Source organism: Blautia ammoniilytica, assembly GCF_025566965.1.
Taxonomy (GTDB): Bacteria; Bacillota; Clostridia; order Lachnospirales; family Lachnospiraceae; genus Blautia_A; species Blautia_A ammoniilytica.
The window spans coordinates 1-13,689 of record NZ_JAOQJL010000004.1; the positions used below are offsets into that span (position 1 = coordinate 1).

24 protein-coding genes and 1 tRNA gene are annotated in these 13,689 nt (G+C 44.7%); all 25 read left to right on the forward strand.

The window, feature by feature from the left end; all coding sequences use genetic code 11:
* The first annotated feature begins 181 nt into the window (after window positions 1–181).
* The 25 genes from OCV61_RS02610 (at window position 182) to OCV61_RS02730 (ending at window position 13,684) form a co-directional block, all read left to right on the forward strand.
* A complete protein-coding gene (locus OCV61_RS02610; RefSeq protein WP_262582626.1) occupies window positions 182–343 on the forward strand; it encodes a hypothetical protein in 162 nt (53 codons plus the stop codon).
* Window positions 343–498 carry a hypothetical protein gene (locus OCV61_RS02615; RefSeq protein WP_262582627.1) on the forward strand — a complete coding sequence of 52 codons (156 nt, stop codon included), beginning with the start codon at window positions 343–345 and terminating at the stop codon, window positions 496–498. The genes OCV61_RS02610 and OCV61_RS02615 overlap by 1 nt, the downstream gene beginning before the upstream one ends.
* Window positions 499–541: 43 nt before the next feature.
* Window positions 542–961 (forward strand): hypothetical protein, encoded by a 420-nt coding sequence (locus OCV61_RS02620; protein ID WP_158420540.1) that lies wholly within the window; start codon window positions 542–544, stop codon window positions 959–961.
* Complete coding sequence (locus OCV61_RS02625; RefSeq protein ID WP_262582628.1) at window positions 948–1,121, forward strand: hypothetical protein; 174 nt, start codon at window positions 948–950, stop codon at window positions 1,119–1,121. The genes OCV61_RS02620 and OCV61_RS02625 overlap by 14 nt, the downstream gene beginning before the upstream one ends.
* Before the next feature lie 10 nt (window positions 1,122–1,131).
* Window positions 1,132–1,299, forward strand: a complete 168-nt coding sequence (locus OCV61_RS02630) for a hypothetical protein (RefSeq protein WP_262582629.1) — start codon at window positions 1,132–1,134, stop codon at window positions 1,297–1,299.
* Between the two features lie 100 nt (window positions 1,300–1,399).
* Window positions 1,400–1,891: a hypothetical protein gene (locus OCV61_RS02635; protein ID WP_158420541.1), complete on the forward strand. Its 492-nt coding sequence runs from the start codon at window positions 1,400–1,402 to the stop codon at window positions 1,889–1,891.
* Window positions 1,881–2,516 carry an ASCH domain-containing protein gene (locus OCV61_RS02640; protein WP_158420542.1) on the forward strand — a complete coding sequence of 212 codons (636 nt, stop codon included), beginning with the start codon at window positions 1,881–1,883 and terminating at the stop codon, window positions 2,514–2,516. The genes OCV61_RS02635 and OCV61_RS02640 overlap by 11 nt, the downstream gene beginning before the upstream one ends.
* A gap of 1 nt (window position 2,517) precedes the next feature.
* Complete coding sequence (locus OCV61_RS02645) at window positions 2,518–2,925, forward strand: YopX family protein (RefSeq protein ID WP_158420543.1); 408 nt, start codon at window positions 2,518–2,520, stop codon at window positions 2,923–2,925.
* A complete protein-coding gene (locus OCV61_RS02650; RefSeq protein WP_158420544.1) occupies window positions 2,922–3,119 on the forward strand; it encodes a hypothetical protein in 198 nt (65 codons plus the stop codon). The genes OCV61_RS02645 and OCV61_RS02650 overlap by 4 nt, the downstream gene beginning before the upstream one ends.
* Entirely contained in the window at window positions 3,116–3,484 is a 369-nt protein-coding gene (locus tag OCV61_RS02655; RefSeq protein ID WP_158420545.1) for a DUF551 domain-containing protein, read from the forward strand. The genes OCV61_RS02650 and OCV61_RS02655 overlap by 4 nt, the downstream gene beginning before the upstream one ends.
* A complete protein-coding gene (locus OCV61_RS02660) occupies window positions 3,481–3,837 on the forward strand; it encodes a hypothetical protein (RefSeq protein ID WP_158420546.1) in 357 nt (118 codons plus the stop codon). Before OCV61_RS02655 ends, OCV61_RS02660 begins: the two co-directional genes overlap by 4 nt.
* Complete coding sequence (locus OCV61_RS02665; protein ID WP_158420547.1) at window positions 3,767–4,180, forward strand: hypothetical protein; 414 nt, start codon at window positions 3,767–3,769, stop codon at window positions 4,178–4,180. Before OCV61_RS02660 ends, OCV61_RS02665 begins: the two co-directional genes overlap by 71 nt.
* Window positions 4,181–4,306: 126 nt before the next feature.
* Window positions 4,307–4,378: transfer RNA gene (locus OCV61_RS02670), tRNA-Ile, on the forward strand.
* 111 nt (window positions 4,379–4,489) lie between these two features.
* The gene (locus OCV61_RS02675; RefSeq protein WP_158420548.1) at window positions 4,490–4,897 is read left to right on the forward strand and encodes a DUF6680 family protein; all 408 of its coding nucleotides are present in this window, start codon (window positions 4,490–4,492) and stop codon (window positions 4,895–4,897) included.
* 86 nt (window positions 4,898–4,983) lie between these two features.
* Window positions 4,984–5,838, forward strand: coding sequence for a terminase small subunit (locus tag OCV61_RS02680; protein ID WP_158420549.1), 855 nt, complete (start codon window positions 4,984–4,986; stop codon window positions 5,836–5,838).
* Window positions 5,822–7,201, forward strand: coding sequence for a PBSX family phage terminase large subunit (locus tag OCV61_RS02685; protein WP_158420550.1), 1,380 nt, complete (start codon window positions 5,822–5,824; stop codon window positions 7,199–7,201). The genes OCV61_RS02680 and OCV61_RS02685 overlap by 17 nt, the downstream gene beginning before the upstream one ends.
* A 5-nt stretch (window positions 7,202–7,206) precedes the next feature.
* Window positions 7,207–8,571, forward strand: coding sequence for a phage portal protein (locus OCV61_RS02690; RefSeq protein WP_158420551.1), 1,365 nt, complete (start codon window positions 7,207–7,209; stop codon window positions 8,569–8,571).
* Window positions 8,568–10,118: a phage minor capsid protein gene (locus OCV61_RS02695; protein WP_158420552.1), complete on the forward strand. Its 1,551-nt coding sequence runs from the start codon at window positions 8,568–8,570 to the stop codon at window positions 10,116–10,118. Before OCV61_RS02690 ends, OCV61_RS02695 begins: the two co-directional genes overlap by 4 nt.
* A complete protein-coding gene (locus OCV61_RS02700; protein ID WP_158420553.1) occupies window positions 10,099–10,278 on the forward strand; it encodes a hypothetical protein in 180 nt (59 codons plus the stop codon). The genes OCV61_RS02695 and OCV61_RS02700 overlap by 20 nt, the downstream gene beginning before the upstream one ends.
* A gap of 66 nt (window positions 10,279–10,344) precedes the next feature.
* A complete protein-coding gene (locus OCV61_RS02705; RefSeq protein ID WP_158420554.1) occupies window positions 10,345–10,644 on the forward strand; it encodes a DUF4406 domain-containing protein in 300 nt (99 codons plus the stop codon).
* A gap of 31 nt (window positions 10,645–10,675) precedes the next feature.
* Window positions 10,676–10,954: a hypothetical protein gene (locus OCV61_RS02710; protein ID WP_158420555.1), complete on the forward strand. Its 279-nt coding sequence runs from the start codon at window positions 10,676–10,678 to the stop codon at window positions 10,952–10,954.
* Window positions 10,955–11,121: 167 nt separating this feature from the next.
* Window positions 11,122–11,658, forward strand: a complete 537-nt coding sequence (locus OCV61_RS02715) for a phage scaffolding protein (RefSeq protein WP_158420556.1) — start codon at window positions 11,122–11,124, stop codon at window positions 11,656–11,658.
* A gap of 3 nt (window positions 11,659–11,661) precedes the next feature.
* On the forward strand, window positions 11,662–12,858 hold the full coding sequence (locus OCV61_RS02720) for a phage major capsid protein (protein ID WP_158420557.1): 1,197 nt from the start codon (window positions 11,662–11,664) through the stop codon (window positions 12,856–12,858).
* Between the two features lie 17 nt (window positions 12,859–12,875).
* Window positions 12,876–13,265 (forward strand): head-tail connector protein, encoded by a 390-nt coding sequence (locus tag OCV61_RS02725; RefSeq protein WP_158420558.1) that lies wholly within the window; start codon window positions 12,876–12,878, stop codon window positions 13,263–13,265.
* Between the two features lie 2 nt (window positions 13,266–13,267).
* On the forward strand, window positions 13,268–13,684 hold the full coding sequence (locus OCV61_RS02730) for a DUF6751 family protein (RefSeq protein WP_158420559.1): 417 nt from the start codon (window positions 13,268–13,270) through the stop codon (window positions 13,682–13,684).
* Window positions 13,685–13,689: the final 5 nt, after the last annotated feature.

The window sequence follows — 13,689 nt, forward strand, 5'->3', positions numbered from 1 at the left end:
AAGACGGAGTTAAAGGATTTAAAACTGGCATTTATCAACTGTGAATGCGGCAGCTGGCTAAGATATTTTACGAATGAGACTGCGGATCTGATCGAACTGAACTGTATAAACTGCGGTATGCCTGTTGCACTGAAATACAACGCCAAGAAGAAACTGTATGAAACGATAAGGAGCTGAGGCTATGGAGGAAAAATATAAAACCTGTAAACACAGTACAGGAGAATATGGACAGACAGCAGTATATGTACATCCAAGCTGTCCAAGGCTGTCAATGATCAAAGGAAAACTGGTGAGCAGCAAAAGAAGGTGTAATGAGTGTAAGAACTGGGAGGAGAAGGATTAATGGCATGCGCAAAGAAATGTGACAGATGTGAAAAACTGTACGAGGAGTACAATTTTGAGGATGACGAAAAGAATCCTAATGGGATTATGGTATTAAATTTGGACTATCAAAGACATTTTTATTCACATACCGCTATGGATTTATGCCCCGATTGATTGTATGAAAGAATTTCAGGATTGGATGAAAGAGGTGAAGTAGATGATTGATCTGGCAAATAAATGCGTATTAGTCAGAACACATGAAGAGTATAAAAATATTCTGAAAGTAGCAAAGGAACAAGGATATAGATGGTACGGCGGAAAAGAAGTGTATCCATATCTCTTTGAAAAACAGCAGATCCCGGATATATTAAAGTTCTATAGCAATAAAGAACTAACAAGAAATGCCAGCCTTACACCGGGATATGAATTAGTAGAAGCATCAGACGTAACTGAAGATGAGAAGAAACTCAAAGATGCTATAAGACTTGTTAGAACATTTGCTAAAAACCTAAGCAGAACAGCATTGACGGACTCATTTATTAAGTCCTTGAATTTACTTGCAGATACTGTAGAAAGTTTTCTCACCCACGAGGAAGCTGAGAAGAAGTTGGAGGAAATGAAGAATGACAAAAGGTGAAAAAGAGTATATCTATGATGAAATAGACAATGTTACTGTATTACCATCCAGACCTATGAACTTGGAAGAACTAGAGGCATATGTCGAGGGCTATAAAGATGCAAGAAATGCGTTTCTTGATAAGTTTGAGGAATGCTATTTTAACGTAAAAACAGACTGAGAGGCGACTTATGGAAGCAAACAAAACCTGTAAGACCTGCAAAGATAATGACAACGGTTTATGCGACCGCACAGGACAGCTGATTGACGATGATGATCATTGTGATAGCTGGCACAGTGACTGGCGGGATGCGATGATGAGGACGTTCCTGGGACGGCCAGGAGGGAGCGCAAAATGAGAGAAATTCTTTTTAAAGCAAAGCAGATTGATAATGGCGATTGGTATACAGCCCAATGTCTGAATGAAGCAGTTGATATCGTAAAAGGTGGTGGAGTTGAATGTTAGTGCCTGCAATATTATGTAAAGAACAAATCGAAAAGAAATTTCAGAAATTATATTATACAAAAGATATGTTTTATTATACTGGCTGTTTGGCACAATGGTATCCTAATATTAAGGATATTCCTGGCGATGGTGATTTTGATTATGCGATCGTAAATAATGCTGGTGAACTCATTGGTTATCTTTCGTATAAAGCAGATTATTATTGCTCAAAAGTCTATAATTTTGGATTAGTTTCTTTTGATAGAGGAAATCCAATTATAGGTAATGACTTATATAAAAAGTTAGAAGAACTTATTCCACGTTTTCGCCGTATTGAATGGAGAATGGTTGGTGGAAATCCTGTTGAAAAACATTATGATAAGTTTTGCAAATTGCATAATGGTAAAAAGCATATATTAAAAGACTCAATAAGAGATAAAAACGGAAATTATCACGATGATATTATTTATGAAATCGTGAAAGGTGGTGGAGTAGATGGCAATTAAACCTATTTTATTCAATACCGAGATGGTTCGGGCAATCATGGACGGAAGAAAGATCTGTACCAGAAGGATTGTTAAAGATGACATTCCGGATGATGCGATGTGGGGATATACAGCATTTACTTCTAAAGGATATATATCTTGTAGAGGGGTGTATGCCGATGGATACGGCGAAGGATTTTACAAATTGCCGTATCAGCCAGGTGACCTCCTGTATGTTCGAGAAACATGGCAGTATCTATATGAATTGGATGGAAATGAACAGGTCATTGAGGATACGGGGAAATATTATTATGCAGCAACAGATACAATCCCGTTCGATACATATGTTGATGAAAATGGAGTGAAACACGATCATGCGCCGTGGCGACCATCCATCCACATGCCGAAAGAAGCGGCGAGAATCTGGCTGAAGGTTACGGATGTACGGGTGGAGCGGTTGCAGGATATCACAGACGATGATGCAGAAGCAGAGGGATGTTTCGATTATACATCAACAGCACTTGGTTTTCCCGATGTATGGGATTCCACCATCAAGAAATCCGACCTTGACCGCTACGGATGGGATACGAACCCGTGGGTCTGGGTGATTGAGTTTGAGCGGTGTGAAAAACCGAAGGAGGTGTGATATGAGAGAAATTCTTTTTAAAGCAAAACGGATTGATAATGGCGAATGGGTTGAGGGATATGTAGTTCGCAAACATGGATTATACTTTATTTATAGTATTGTAAATTCAGAATCATGCAGACAAAACAATTATGAAATTGTTCCAGAAACGCTCTGCCAGTTCACGGGACTTTGCGACAAAAACGGCAATAAAATCTGGGAAAATGATATTTGTGATCGCAAAGAGATATATCCGGAAGTTGTGAAAATGAACACAGGAGATTGGACTTTAGATTATAGTTACGTGTTCGGAAAAGAATATGGAACCGATTTCTGCAATCTTGGATTCTATGTTGTGAGAAGAAAATGCGTTGAGGTGATTGGTAACATTTTTGACAATCCAGAATTATTACAGGAGGATACAGAATGATTGAGATCATCAGTACAGAGCAGCAGAAGATCACGGATCAGGAAGTAACAGAAGCCCTGCAAACACTAAAACAGTATTGCAAGGAACATGAAGATACAGGCCCTGAATGCCAGGGATGCTGTGCACATGTAGTATGTGGCAATTTAGCCCCGATGGATTGGGACTTGCCAGGAGATAAGGAGGCAGAAGCATGAGCGATAAACGTAAAATATACGATTACATAAAAAGGACAATAAATCCTTATGGAAGACCTTTCGATGGAACAGCTTATGAACTTGGAGTTAAAATCATAGATTTCATCGAAAATATAGATGGCGAGAAAGAAAATGGTTGGATTCCGGTCACAGAAAGACTTCCAGAGGAAGACGGAAGGTATCTGGTGACGTTTAAGAATGGAATAAAAGTTTGTATGGTAGGATATGGCTCTTGCAAGAGAACTGTACTAGGATATCCAATTGGACATGGCTGGTATAGCTTGGAAGAAGCGCAATATTATGCGAAGGACAGTATTATTGCCTGGATGCACTTGCCGGAACCATACAAGGAGGACGAAACATGAAAGCCTACAAAGACCCCACAGCTGATCAGGCAATCTCTGAAGTGGACAAGTGGAAACGAAAGCAGCGTGATCTGGAAGAGCAGCACAAGATCCACAGAGGGGACATCATTACAATCCGGATAGCCAAAAGAGAGGGTGTAGACGGGGCACTGGTGATCCGAGATGTGAAGACCGTTGTCAAAGCATTGTATCCTCATGTGGTGGAGTTAAGACTTCCCGGAGGAATAACCAGATCGCCAACATATTGGGAACTTGCAAAAATGCGCGTGGGAGGTGGCATCAGTGGAAGTCAGGATAACCAGGGAGCTCCTGGACAACTACCGAAAAATAAAAAGGGAGATCCCCATTCTTGAGTATGAGTTGAATGAGCTGTGGCTGACAGACAAAGGCATGGGGAACAGTGTGATCCTGAATGGGAAAAACGGATCCAAGAAGCCGGAGACGGTAGTTGGGTTCGATCAGGAGAAATACAACCGCCGGAAGAGGACGCTGAATCTGAAAAAGGTGCAGGCCGAAGCTGTGGAGAAATGGATTGACGATATCCCAGATGGCCAGACCAGATGTGTGTTCAAGATGTTTTACCGGGATGGGATGACTTGGCCGAAAATAGCGCACAAAATAGGAATGCCACAGAATGAGGACTATCCAAGAGTGTGTATAAGGGATGCGTATTTAAAAAAGATGGACATAAAATAATTTTTTTTTCGGTAATTTCGGTTTTTTCGGTTTATAATAACAATGAAGCCGAAGGCTCATAAGGCCGGAAGCACACTCTTCACGTAAAGACGGCCGCCGGGTGCTACAGCCTGGCGGTTGATTTGCCGGAACATAGCTCAATGGTAGAGCAGCTGGCTTATATCCAGCGTGGTGGTAGTTCGATTCTATCTGTTCCGATTGGCTTCAAGAGAAGCTATCCCAACTACATACATTTTTTGCTAACGCCCTGTAGAAATACGGGGCGTCTTGTAGTATGATGGAAGAAAATGTATGTGGGAGGACTTTTTTATGCCAGAAGAACAAATTGCAATAACATTGGTTGGAGCGATTATTTCAGGGGTATTGGCGACTATCATAACTCTTGTTATAAATGCAAAAGCCGAGAAAAAGAGACGAAAACAACAGCTTGTAGATGATATATTTGGCTATAAGTATCAAATGACGGGCTCTACATTAAATGCATTAGATATTAATTGTCAAGGACTTACAAGGGCTTTAAACAGAGTTATTATAGTTTTTCATGATGACCCAGAGGTTATGAAAGCTCTTGACAATTTATGGTTGGCTATAAATGGTAAAAATACAAAAATAACTGATGATTTGCTAATTACTTTGTTAAGGACAATGAGTAAAAGTGCAGGCATAAAATGTAACGATTGGAATGATAGTAGATTCACACGAGTTTTTAAAGTTTGAGTCATTAAAATAATAACACAACACAGGCAGCTCTTCGGGGCTGCTTTTGTTATACCGACAAAACGACAAACACGAGGTGATGAGACATGGCCAGGGCGCCGGACAAGAGAATAGAGCAGGCAAAAGAAATGTACCTGCAGGGGCAGAAATTGGTTGAGATTGCAAGTCAACTGAATCTGCCAGAGGGCACTGTCCGGAGATGGAAGTGTACTCATAAGTGGGAAAACGAACGTTCGGATAAGAAAAGCGAACGTTCGGAAAAGAAAAAAGTAAAAAAGAAGAAAGCTGCTGAGAGTGAAGTTGAGCGGGTAATTGAAAATTCTGATCTGACTGACAAACAGCGGCTTTTTTGTATTTGTTATATTCGGAGTTTTAACGCTACAAAAGCATATCAGAAAGCATATGAAGTTGATTACTTAACGGCAGCGGCGAATGGTTCGAGGATGCTAGGAAATGCTAGAGTAAAAAAAGAAATCTTACGTTTGAAGAAGGAGCGCTTAAATCGAGAATTTTTTTCTGAATCAGATATCTTCCAGAAGTATATGGACATAGCTTTTGCCGATATTACAGATTATCTTAAGTTTGGAACTGAGGAAGTTCCTGTAATGGCTATATATGGCCCCGTTAAAATAAAGGATCCGGAAACAGGAGAAGAAAAACAGTTAACCAAAACGGTAAATACTGTTCATTTTAAGGAATCTTCTGGAGTCGATGGAACCATTCTTGCGGAAGTACGACGAGGAAAGGACGGAGCCAGCATTAAACTTTCAGATCGGATGAAAGCCCTTCAATGGCTGTCAGATCATATGGATATGGGAACTGAAGAACAGAAAGCTAAAATCGCTCAGATGAAAGCTCAAACAGAAAAGATTACTGGTAATAACCAGGAGATTGAGGACCTGGATGAGATAGAGGGGGAGATCTATGGCGGTGATAAGTAACTTTGTCAGGAAGAAGACAATCCCTTATCGGTTCTCTGAAAAGCATAAGGATTATATCCGAAGATGCAAGAAGTGCTCTTATAACGTGGCAGAAGGTGCTGTACGTGCCGGCAAGACTGTTGATAACGTGTTTGCTTTTGCACATGAGCTGAAGACCACACCGGACAGGATCCATCTGGCAACAGGGTCTACTATGGCAAACGCCAAAATGAACATAGGGGACTGCAATGGGATGGGACTTGAATGGATCTTCCGCGGCCAGAGCCACTGGGGAAAGTACAAGGACAATGAAGCACTGTTCGTCAAGGGGCCGGCAACGCATTACAAACAGAAGATCGTGATCTTTGCAGGCGGTGCCAAAGAAGACAGTTACAAGAAAATCCGTGGTAACTCCTACGGAATGTGGATCGCAACAGAAATCAACCTGCATCACGATAATACGATTAAAGAGGCTTTCAACCGTCAGCTTGCAGCGAAACGCCTGAAAGTGTTCTGGGACCTGAACCCGGATAACCCAAGGGCTGCCATTTATTCAGAGTACATTGACAGATACCAGAAGCAGGAGGAAGAGGGCAACTTCCCAGGCGGTTATAATTACATGCACTGCACCATCTATGACAACATCAATATCACAGAAGAACGTCTTCATGAGATTGAGAGCCGGTATGATGTAAATTCTATCTGGTACATGCGTGATATCAAGGGGATGCGTGTGGTTGCCAACGGTCTGATCTTCCGCAGGTTTGCGGATGATATCAGCACGAAGAAGTTCAGCTTTGCCATAAAGGATAAGCCGAAGGATATCATGGAGATCAATCTTGGCATTGACTTTGGTGGATCCGGTTCCGGTCATTCCTTTACAGCCACAGCGATCACAAGAGGCTTCCAGATGGTAATCCCATTAGCTTCTGAGCGGATCAGCTGCAAGGATGAAAGCGGTAATGCCATAGAGATTGATCCGGACATGCTTGGCAGGATGTTCTGCAATTTTGTGCAGAGGATTCTGAGCCGTTACGGATATGTAACAGTGGTCTATGCAGACAGCGCAGAACAGACCTTGATCGCCGGGATCCGCAGCAGCCTTAGGAAGAATGGCCTTGGCTGGGTCAGAGTTGAGAACGCATTGAAAACAGAGATCAATGACCGTATCAATGCAACATCTATCCTGATGGCGCAGGGACGCTTCGCATACATGGATGGGGAGTGTGACAGCCTTGTAAATGCCCTGTGCACTGCAGTGTGGGATCCCAAGGAGCTGACAAGGAATGTAAGACTTGATGACGGAACCAGTGACATTGACTCATTAGACAGTTTTGAATATACGATCGAGCGGCAGATCAGCCAGCTCATCAGGTACGGGTGATGAATATGAATTATACAAATATGTATCAGGCATTGCGGAAGATCCTGGATAAGGATGAGCAGATTGATTATGCAATGAGCGGCAGGACTGCAGCACACATAGAACTGTGGTCAAAGATGTATGAAGGCAGACCTCCGTGGGTCAACGAAACAACGCAGAGCGCAGGGATTGCGGCTGCTGTATCAGGAGAGCTCGCCAGACTGACGGTCCTGGAAGTAAAAAGTGAAGTATCTGGAAGCGCAAAGGCTTCATACATGGACGAGGTTTACCAGAAAGTCATAGAGAAGCTGCGGATCCAGGTGGAATATGCAGATGCAAAAGGCGGACTGGTCTTTAAGCCGTATGTAAATGCAGACGGCATATCTATCCAGTACATCCAGGCAGACAACTTTTTCCCTCTGGAATTTGATACGGAAAAAATTACAAAGTGTGCATTCCTGGACCAGTTCCGGAAAAACAATGAGATATACAGCAGGATAGAGGTACATACCCTAAAAGAAGGTACCTTGAATATCCGGAACCGGGCATTTGTTTCCAAGACAGAGGGTATGCTTGGAACAGAGGTGCCTGTGGAATCCGTTGCCCGCTGGTCAGACCTGGCGCAGGAGATCACGATTGCAGGAACTGATAAGTTGCCTTTTGGTTATTTTAGGGTTCCGCTTGGAAACAATCAGGATTCTGAAAGCCCGCTAGGTGCAGCTGTGTTTTCGAGAGCCGTAGAACATCTGCAGGAGGCAGACCGGCGGTATTCGCAGATCAACTGGGAGTACGAAAGTAAGGAGACGGCCGTACACATTGCACAGAGCCTGTTGAAGTACAGGAAGGACACGGACAGCTTTGAGTATCCTGCAGGCAAGAAAAGGCTGTACCGGGCAGTGGAGTATAATACCGGCGCAACAGATAAACCGTTTATGGATACCTTCTCGCCGGATATCCGGGATACATCTTACTTCAATGGTTGGAATCATCTTATGAGGATGATCGAATTTGACTGCAATCTGGCATATGGGACGATTTCAGACCCGAACAATACGGACAAGACTGCAGAGGAGATAAAAGCCAGTAAACAGCGGTCGTATTCTTTCGTGCAGAGCTGCCAGACGGCACTGCAGCACGCCCTGGAAGATCTGGTGGATGCAATTGCTTTCTGGTGTGATCTGTATCATCTGTGCCCTTCCGGGACATACCAGACTTCTTTTGACTGGGACGATTCCATCGTAACGGATGTGGAGTCAGAACGGCAGTCTGACAGGCTGGACGTTTCCATGGGAGCAATGTCCCTGTGGGAGTACCGTGCTAAGTGGTACGGGGAAACAAAAGAACAGGCAAAGGCAGCCATACAGCTGCCAGAGGATACGGTGGTTGAATGACACAGGGGGAGATCGAAAAGCTGGCGGTGAAGACTGGCAATATATTTTCAAGCCTGGAAATTCGGATCATGATGGACATTGTGCGCCGGATCCGTGAAGCAGGCTTTGCAACAGCTTCTGCCTACTGGCAGATCAGCAGACTGCAGAGGCTTGGGCTGGCTGAGAAAGATATCCGTGAATGGATCCAAGAGGCACTGAAAGCATCCAATGAGGAAATGGAAAAGGTTTTTTCAGATGAAGTGTATGAGCAGTATTATAGTCACGAGAGGGCATATAAGCTGGCAGGCATGCAGCAGATCCCATTTGATGAGAATGTGCCTTTGCAACAGATGGTAAAGGCTGTAAAAGCGCAATTGCAGGGGGAATACAAGAATATTTCTGGCTCTATGGGCTTTGCAATCCGTGATCCAGCATCAGGGAAGCTCCAGTATTCACCGTTGATGGACTATTACAGATCCACAATGGATCAGGCTGTGATTGACATCCGGTCAGGGGCATTTGACTATAACACGGTGCTAAAACGAACAGTGGGCCAGATGACCGCTTCAGGCATCCGGTATATAGATTATGATTCCGGACACCATGACAGGGTGGATGTGGCAGCCAGAAGGGCGATCCTGACGGGCTTTAGGCAGGTACAGGCGAAGATCAATGAGCAGGTAGCTTCACAGCTTGGTACAGATATGTACGAGGTAAGTTATCACAGGGGCGCAAGACCTACCCATCAGCCATGGCAGGGGCGGGTGTACACAAAGCAACAGCTGACTGATATCTGTGGTCTTGGTACCGGTCCAGGTCTTCTTGGGTGGAACTGCTACCATGATTACCGGCCATTTATCCCCGGGGTTTCTGTACGGCGCTATACAGATGAACAGCTGGATCGGATGAACCGGGAAGAAAACACACCAAAGACATATAACGGAAAGCAGTACACCGTGTATGAAGCTCTCCAACAGCAGAGGAAGATGGAGCGCGTCATGCGTGCACAGCGCCAGAAGATAAAGCTGTTGGAAGAAGGCGGGGCTGATGAACAGGAAATCATTGCCGCAAAGGCCAGGTATCAGGGGCAGATGCAGACTTACAAGGATTTTTCTGAAAAGATGGATCTTCCGGGACAGAAAAAGAGGATCATGCAGGACGGTCTGAGTGGGAAGTTCATGCCAACGAAGGTGGAACAGAAAATTCTTGAAGAATCTGAAATAAATGATAAAATAAAGACAGAGTTATCAGAAGCGAAGATAAAAGGTGTACCGAAGATAAACCCAGAGAAAGTGGATGTTTCAGAATTTACATTTGATACAGCTCACATTAATACAGAAAGAGAACACGGAGTTACCAGAGTTGAGGCAGAGAAGTTCATTAAAGAAGCAGACATTTCTCTGACACGTTGGAACGGCAGATTCATAAACTATTATGGACCTAACGGTGCAACATACGTGGATATGGAAAATAATAATATCCGAACAGCCTTTAAGAAAGAACAATTTGACGAACCGACGTTGAAGATTAGGGAGGTGGCAGAAAAATATGGAACCAATAAAGGTTAATTGTCCATTAATGGGGATGGAAATCGAAGATGGAATATGTTTTGATATTCACATGAATGTCGAAGGTTTGGCACCTGACTGGACCATTCCAGATAAAGTGTTGAAGAAGAGTGATTATAAGCAAGTTTGTTTAAAGTGCCCGAATCATAGAGAGGATTAATGCCACCAGTCAGAAATGGCCGGTGGTATTTTTATACCCATTTTTAAGAAAGAGAGGATATGAGAGATGAAAAAATTATTTATCAGTCAGCCAATGAAAGGAAAGACAGATGAGGAAATTCTTGCAGAACGTAGGAAAGCGGTCAGAAGCGCAGAAAGAGTGTTAGGAGAAACCGTAGAGGTTATTGATTCTTTCTTCCAGTCAGCGCCAGTGGATGCAAAACCGCTTTGGTATCTGGGTGAATCTTTGAAGCTATTAGCTACAGCAGACGTTGCATATTTTGTAACAGGTTGGAGTAAGGCTAGAGGGTGTAAGATTGAACATACTTGTGCTGTAGAATATAATATTGACCGACTGGAGGAATAATTGCGCCGGCGCAAGTGAGGAGGTGAGAACGATGAAATACCGAAAGAAACCTGTAGTCGTGGAAGCCTTTCAGCTGACGGATGATCCAGAATATGAATCTCCTCCCTGGTTCACCCAGGCGGTGGCAGATGAAAAGGTCTGGATTGACCGGAGCCTAAATGACGGACATATCTCCGTATACGGCTGTACGATCCAGACACTGGAAGGCAGGATGCACGCACGCCTGGGGGATTATATCATCCAGGGTGTGAACGGGGAGCTGTATCCTTGCAAGCCGGATATCTTTCTGAAGACTTACGAAGAAGCCTAGGAAGGAGGTGATCCTGAATATCTCGGAGCTGTCCGTTAAACAGTGGTAAAGCACGCAGCGTTATGCTGGGTGTTATTTTTATGCTTTCGTCAGCTGATCAGACGTAAAACAGTCGGTGATCCGTGGCTCACACACGTAAACCAAGAGTAAAAGAAAGGAAAAGGAAAATGAAAAGAGAAGATTTAACAGCACAGGGACTGACAGCAGAACAGGTTGAGTTTGTTATGTCAGAGTACGGGAAAGAAGTAAATCCTTTGAAAGCAGAAAGGGATTCCTATAAGACCCAGCTGGATACAACACAGGCATCCCTGAAAGCTATAGAGGGAATCGATGCAGCCGGACTACAGACAAAAGTATCCGATCTGACAAAGCAGCTTCAGGGCAAGGACGCAGAGATTGAGAAGATCAAGTCCGATTATGCCTTTGATGCTTCTGTTAAAGACGCTATCCGGAAAGCGTCCGGAAGGAATGAAAAGGCGATTATGGCTCTTTTAGATGTGGATACTTTAAAAGCATCCAAGAATCAGGCGCAGGACATTGAAGCAGCGCTTACAGCCCTGAAGAAAGACAATGATTACCTGTTCCAGTCAAATGTGCAGGTTCCCAGGGTGGTTTCATCCACTTCCGGGATTAACAATGATGTTCAGACTAAAAAAGAGCAGGCGAATGAAGCACTGAGATCCCTGCTCGGAAAAGGAGAGTAAAGAATGCCAGTAAATATTACAAACAGAGCCGATGCGGAGGCGATTATCCGCGAACAGATTGTATCCAGTATTTTTCAGGATGCGCCGAAAAATTCTGTATTTATGGGGATGGCAAGAAAGCTTCCCAACATGACCAGCAATCAGACCAGGATCCGTGTACTTGATTTCCTGCCAACTGCTTACTGGGTAGACGGCGATACAGGCATGAAGCAGACCACCAGACAGGCATGGGATAACGTATATCTGAATGCCGGTGAGCTGGCTGTAATCGTGCCGATCCCGGATGCAGTACTTTCTGACACAGAATTTGACATCTTTGGCGAGATCACCCCACGTATCATGGAGGCCATTGGCCAGAAGGTGGATGCAGCTGTTATTTTTGGGGATAACCGCCCAAGGGAGTGGCAGGCAGATATCATTACCCTGGCAAGGCAGGCAGGAAACAATGTGGCTGCTGCCACCGGAAAAGATTATTATGACCTGATCCTTGGAGATGGCGGCGTATTTGCCAAAGTAGAAACAGACGGCTTCGGCGTATCTGGAGCTGTGGCACCGATGAACTTTAAGGCAAAGCTCCGTGGCCTTCGTGACACAACAGGACAGCCAATCTTCAAGAGCAACATGCAGGATGTGGCAAGGTATACCCTGGACGGTGCGCCCATCACATTCCCGGAGAATGGAGGCTTCTATCCGGAAATCGCTCAGCTTGTGGTTGGTGATTTCGGTCAGGCTGTGTACTCCATTCGTCAGGACGTAACCGTGAAGATTCTGGATCAGGGTGTTATCCAGGATCCGGTAACAAAGGAAATCGTGTACAACCTGGCACAGCAGGATATGACCGCACTTCGTGTTGTATTCCGTATGGGCTGGGCACTTCCGAATCCGGCTACACGGATGAACGAAGACCGTACCGGCTGTGCATTTGCATACCTGGAGCCGGGTACTCCTGCTACTACCCAGAAAGTTACCTTTACTGTAACGGATGGCGCAGAATCCAGCCCGAAAGCGTATGCAGGTGCACGAATTAACGTAGACGGTGCAATCCTTGTGACCGGAGCTGATGGAAAAGCAGAGTTTAACCTGCGTGCAGGTACATACACTGCGAAGATCAGCAAGAAAGGCTTCATCACAGTGACTGAAACCTTCACGGTAGCATCCACTGCGGTAACAAAGGCGATCACCCTTACAGCACAGTCCTGATAAAGGAGGGAACGTCCATGTACGCTGATTATGGTTATTATACTGACGGCTATCTGCTGGGGCGTTCCCCGGCAGTGCCAGAAGCAGTATATCCATACTGGGAAAAACAGGCAGAACGTGTGCTGAACCAGTACACCTTTAGTCGTCTGGCTTCCAATTTCGGGCTTATTACGGACGAAGTGAAAGATTGTACCTGTGAGCTTGCAGAACTGCTGTATCAGGCGGACAGGGTCTCACAGCAGGCATCTGAACAGGGCGGCATCCTTACATCATTTTCCAATGACGGGGAATCCGGAACCTTTGACCTGTCCCAGTCAAACTTCACAGAGGAAGGGAAAGCCAGGAAGACGAAGGAGATCATTTGCCGGTATCTGGGGAACACCGGACTTTTGTATCAGGGGGTGTAAGTATGAACCAGAATTATACCCGCACCATTACCCTGTACAACCGGATCCGTGCCGGCGACAGCACGGATAAAAAGGAACACTGGAACCGGACGGTGCTCCATAACTGCTTCTGGAAATCACAGGTAAATACAGGCTTTAACGGTACCCAGGCAAGCGTCCAGAATACCTATGTGGTGCGGATCCCAAAGGATGAACGGTATCTTTCCTATGCAGAATATGTAAAGGATCCGGAGGGGCACTTTACAGCTTCCCAGGATGATCTTGTTGTCCTTGGGGAGTGCAGCGAAGAGATCAATGGAACTGCAGGGCACACAGCTGCGCAGGTGCTGAACAGATGCAAGCCGGATGCATTTAAAGTGACAGCCTTTTCAGATAATACGGCATTTCCGCTGGCAAAGCATTACAGACTGGGGGGATGATCTTT

Excerpts from the sequence above, each read along its gene's own strand:
- OCV61_RS02635 (WP_158420541.1), top strand. The coding sequence starts at position 1,400 with ATGTTAGTGCCTGCAATATTATGTAAAGAACAAATCGAAAAGAAATTT.
- OCV61_RS02640 (WP_158420542.1), top strand. The coding sequence starts at position 1,881 with ATGGCAATTAAACCTATTTTATTCAATACCGAGATGGTTCGGGCAATC.
- OCV61_RS02610 (WP_262582626.1), top strand. The coding sequence starts at position 182 with ATGGAGGAAAAATATAAAACCTGTAAACACAGTACAGGAGAATATGGA.
- OCV61_RS02615 (WP_262582627.1), top strand. The coding sequence starts at position 343 with ATGGCATGCGCAAAGAAATGTGACAGATGTGAAAAACTGTACGAGGAG.
- OCV61_RS02700 (WP_158420553.1), top strand. The coding sequence starts at position 10,099 with ATGGAACCAATAAAGGTTAATTGTCCATTAATGGGGATGGAAATCGAA.
- OCV61_RS02675 (WP_158420548.1), top strand. The coding sequence starts at position 4,490 with ATGCCAGAAGAACAAATTGCAATAACATTGGTTGGAGCGATTATTTCA.
- OCV61_RS02620 (WP_158420540.1), top strand. The coding sequence starts at position 542 with ATGATTGATCTGGCAAATAAATGCGTATTAGTCAGAACACATGAAGAG.
- OCV61_RS02645 (WP_158420543.1), top strand. The coding sequence starts at position 2,518 with ATGAGAGAAATTCTTTTTAAAGCAAAACGGATTGATAATGGCGAATGG.
- OCV61_RS02730 (WP_158420559.1), top strand. The coding sequence starts at position 13,268 with ATGAACCAGAATTATACCCGCACCATTACCCTGTACAACCGGATCCGT.
- OCV61_RS02650 (WP_158420544.1), top strand. The coding sequence starts at position 2,922 with ATGATTGAGATCATCAGTACAGAGCAGCAGAAGATCACGGATCAGGAA.
- OCV61_RS02710 (WP_158420555.1), top strand. The coding sequence starts at position 10,676 with ATGAAATACCGAAAGAAACCTGTAGTCGTGGAAGCCTTTCAGCTGACG.
- OCV61_RS02695 (WP_158420552.1), top strand. The coding sequence starts at position 8,568 with ATGACACAGGGGGAGATCGAAAAGCTGGCGGTGAAGACTGGCAATATA.
- OCV61_RS02685 (WP_158420550.1), top strand. The coding sequence starts at position 5,822 with ATGGCGGTGATAAGTAACTTTGTCAGGAAGAAGACAATCCCTTATCGG.
- OCV61_RS02630 (WP_262582629.1), top strand. The coding sequence starts at position 1,132 with ATGGAAGCAAACAAAACCTGTAAGACCTGCAAAGATAATGACAACGGT.
- OCV61_RS02720 (WP_158420557.1), top strand. The coding sequence starts at position 11,662 with ATGCCAGTAAATATTACAAACAGAGCCGATGCGGAGGCGATTATCCGC.
- OCV61_RS02725 (WP_158420558.1), top strand. The coding sequence starts at position 12,876 with ATGTACGCTGATTATGGTTATTATACTGACGGCTATCTGCTGGGGCGT.
- OCV61_RS02660 (WP_158420546.1), top strand. The coding sequence starts at position 3,481 with ATGAAAGCCTACAAAGACCCCACAGCTGATCAGGCAATCTCTGAAGTG.
- OCV61_RS02625 (WP_262582628.1), top strand. The coding sequence starts at position 948 with ATGACAAAAGGTGAAAAAGAGTATATCTATGATGAAATAGACAATGTT.
- OCV61_RS02705 (WP_158420554.1), top strand. The coding sequence starts at position 10,345 with ATGAAAAAATTATTTATCAGTCAGCCAATGAAAGGAAAGACAGATGAG.
- OCV61_RS02715 (WP_158420556.1), top strand. The coding sequence starts at position 11,122 with ATGAAAAGAGAAGATTTAACAGCACAGGGACTGACAGCAGAACAGGTT.
- OCV61_RS02690 (WP_158420551.1), top strand. The coding sequence starts at position 7,207 with ATGAATTATACAAATATGTATCAGGCATTGCGGAAGATCCTGGATAAG.
- OCV61_RS02655 (WP_158420545.1), top strand. The coding sequence starts at position 3,116 with ATGAGCGATAAACGTAAAATATACGATTACATAAAAAGGACAATAAAT.
- OCV61_RS02680 (WP_158420549.1), top strand. The coding sequence starts at position 4,984 with ATGGCCAGGGCGCCGGACAAGAGAATAGAGCAGGCAAAAGAAATGTAC.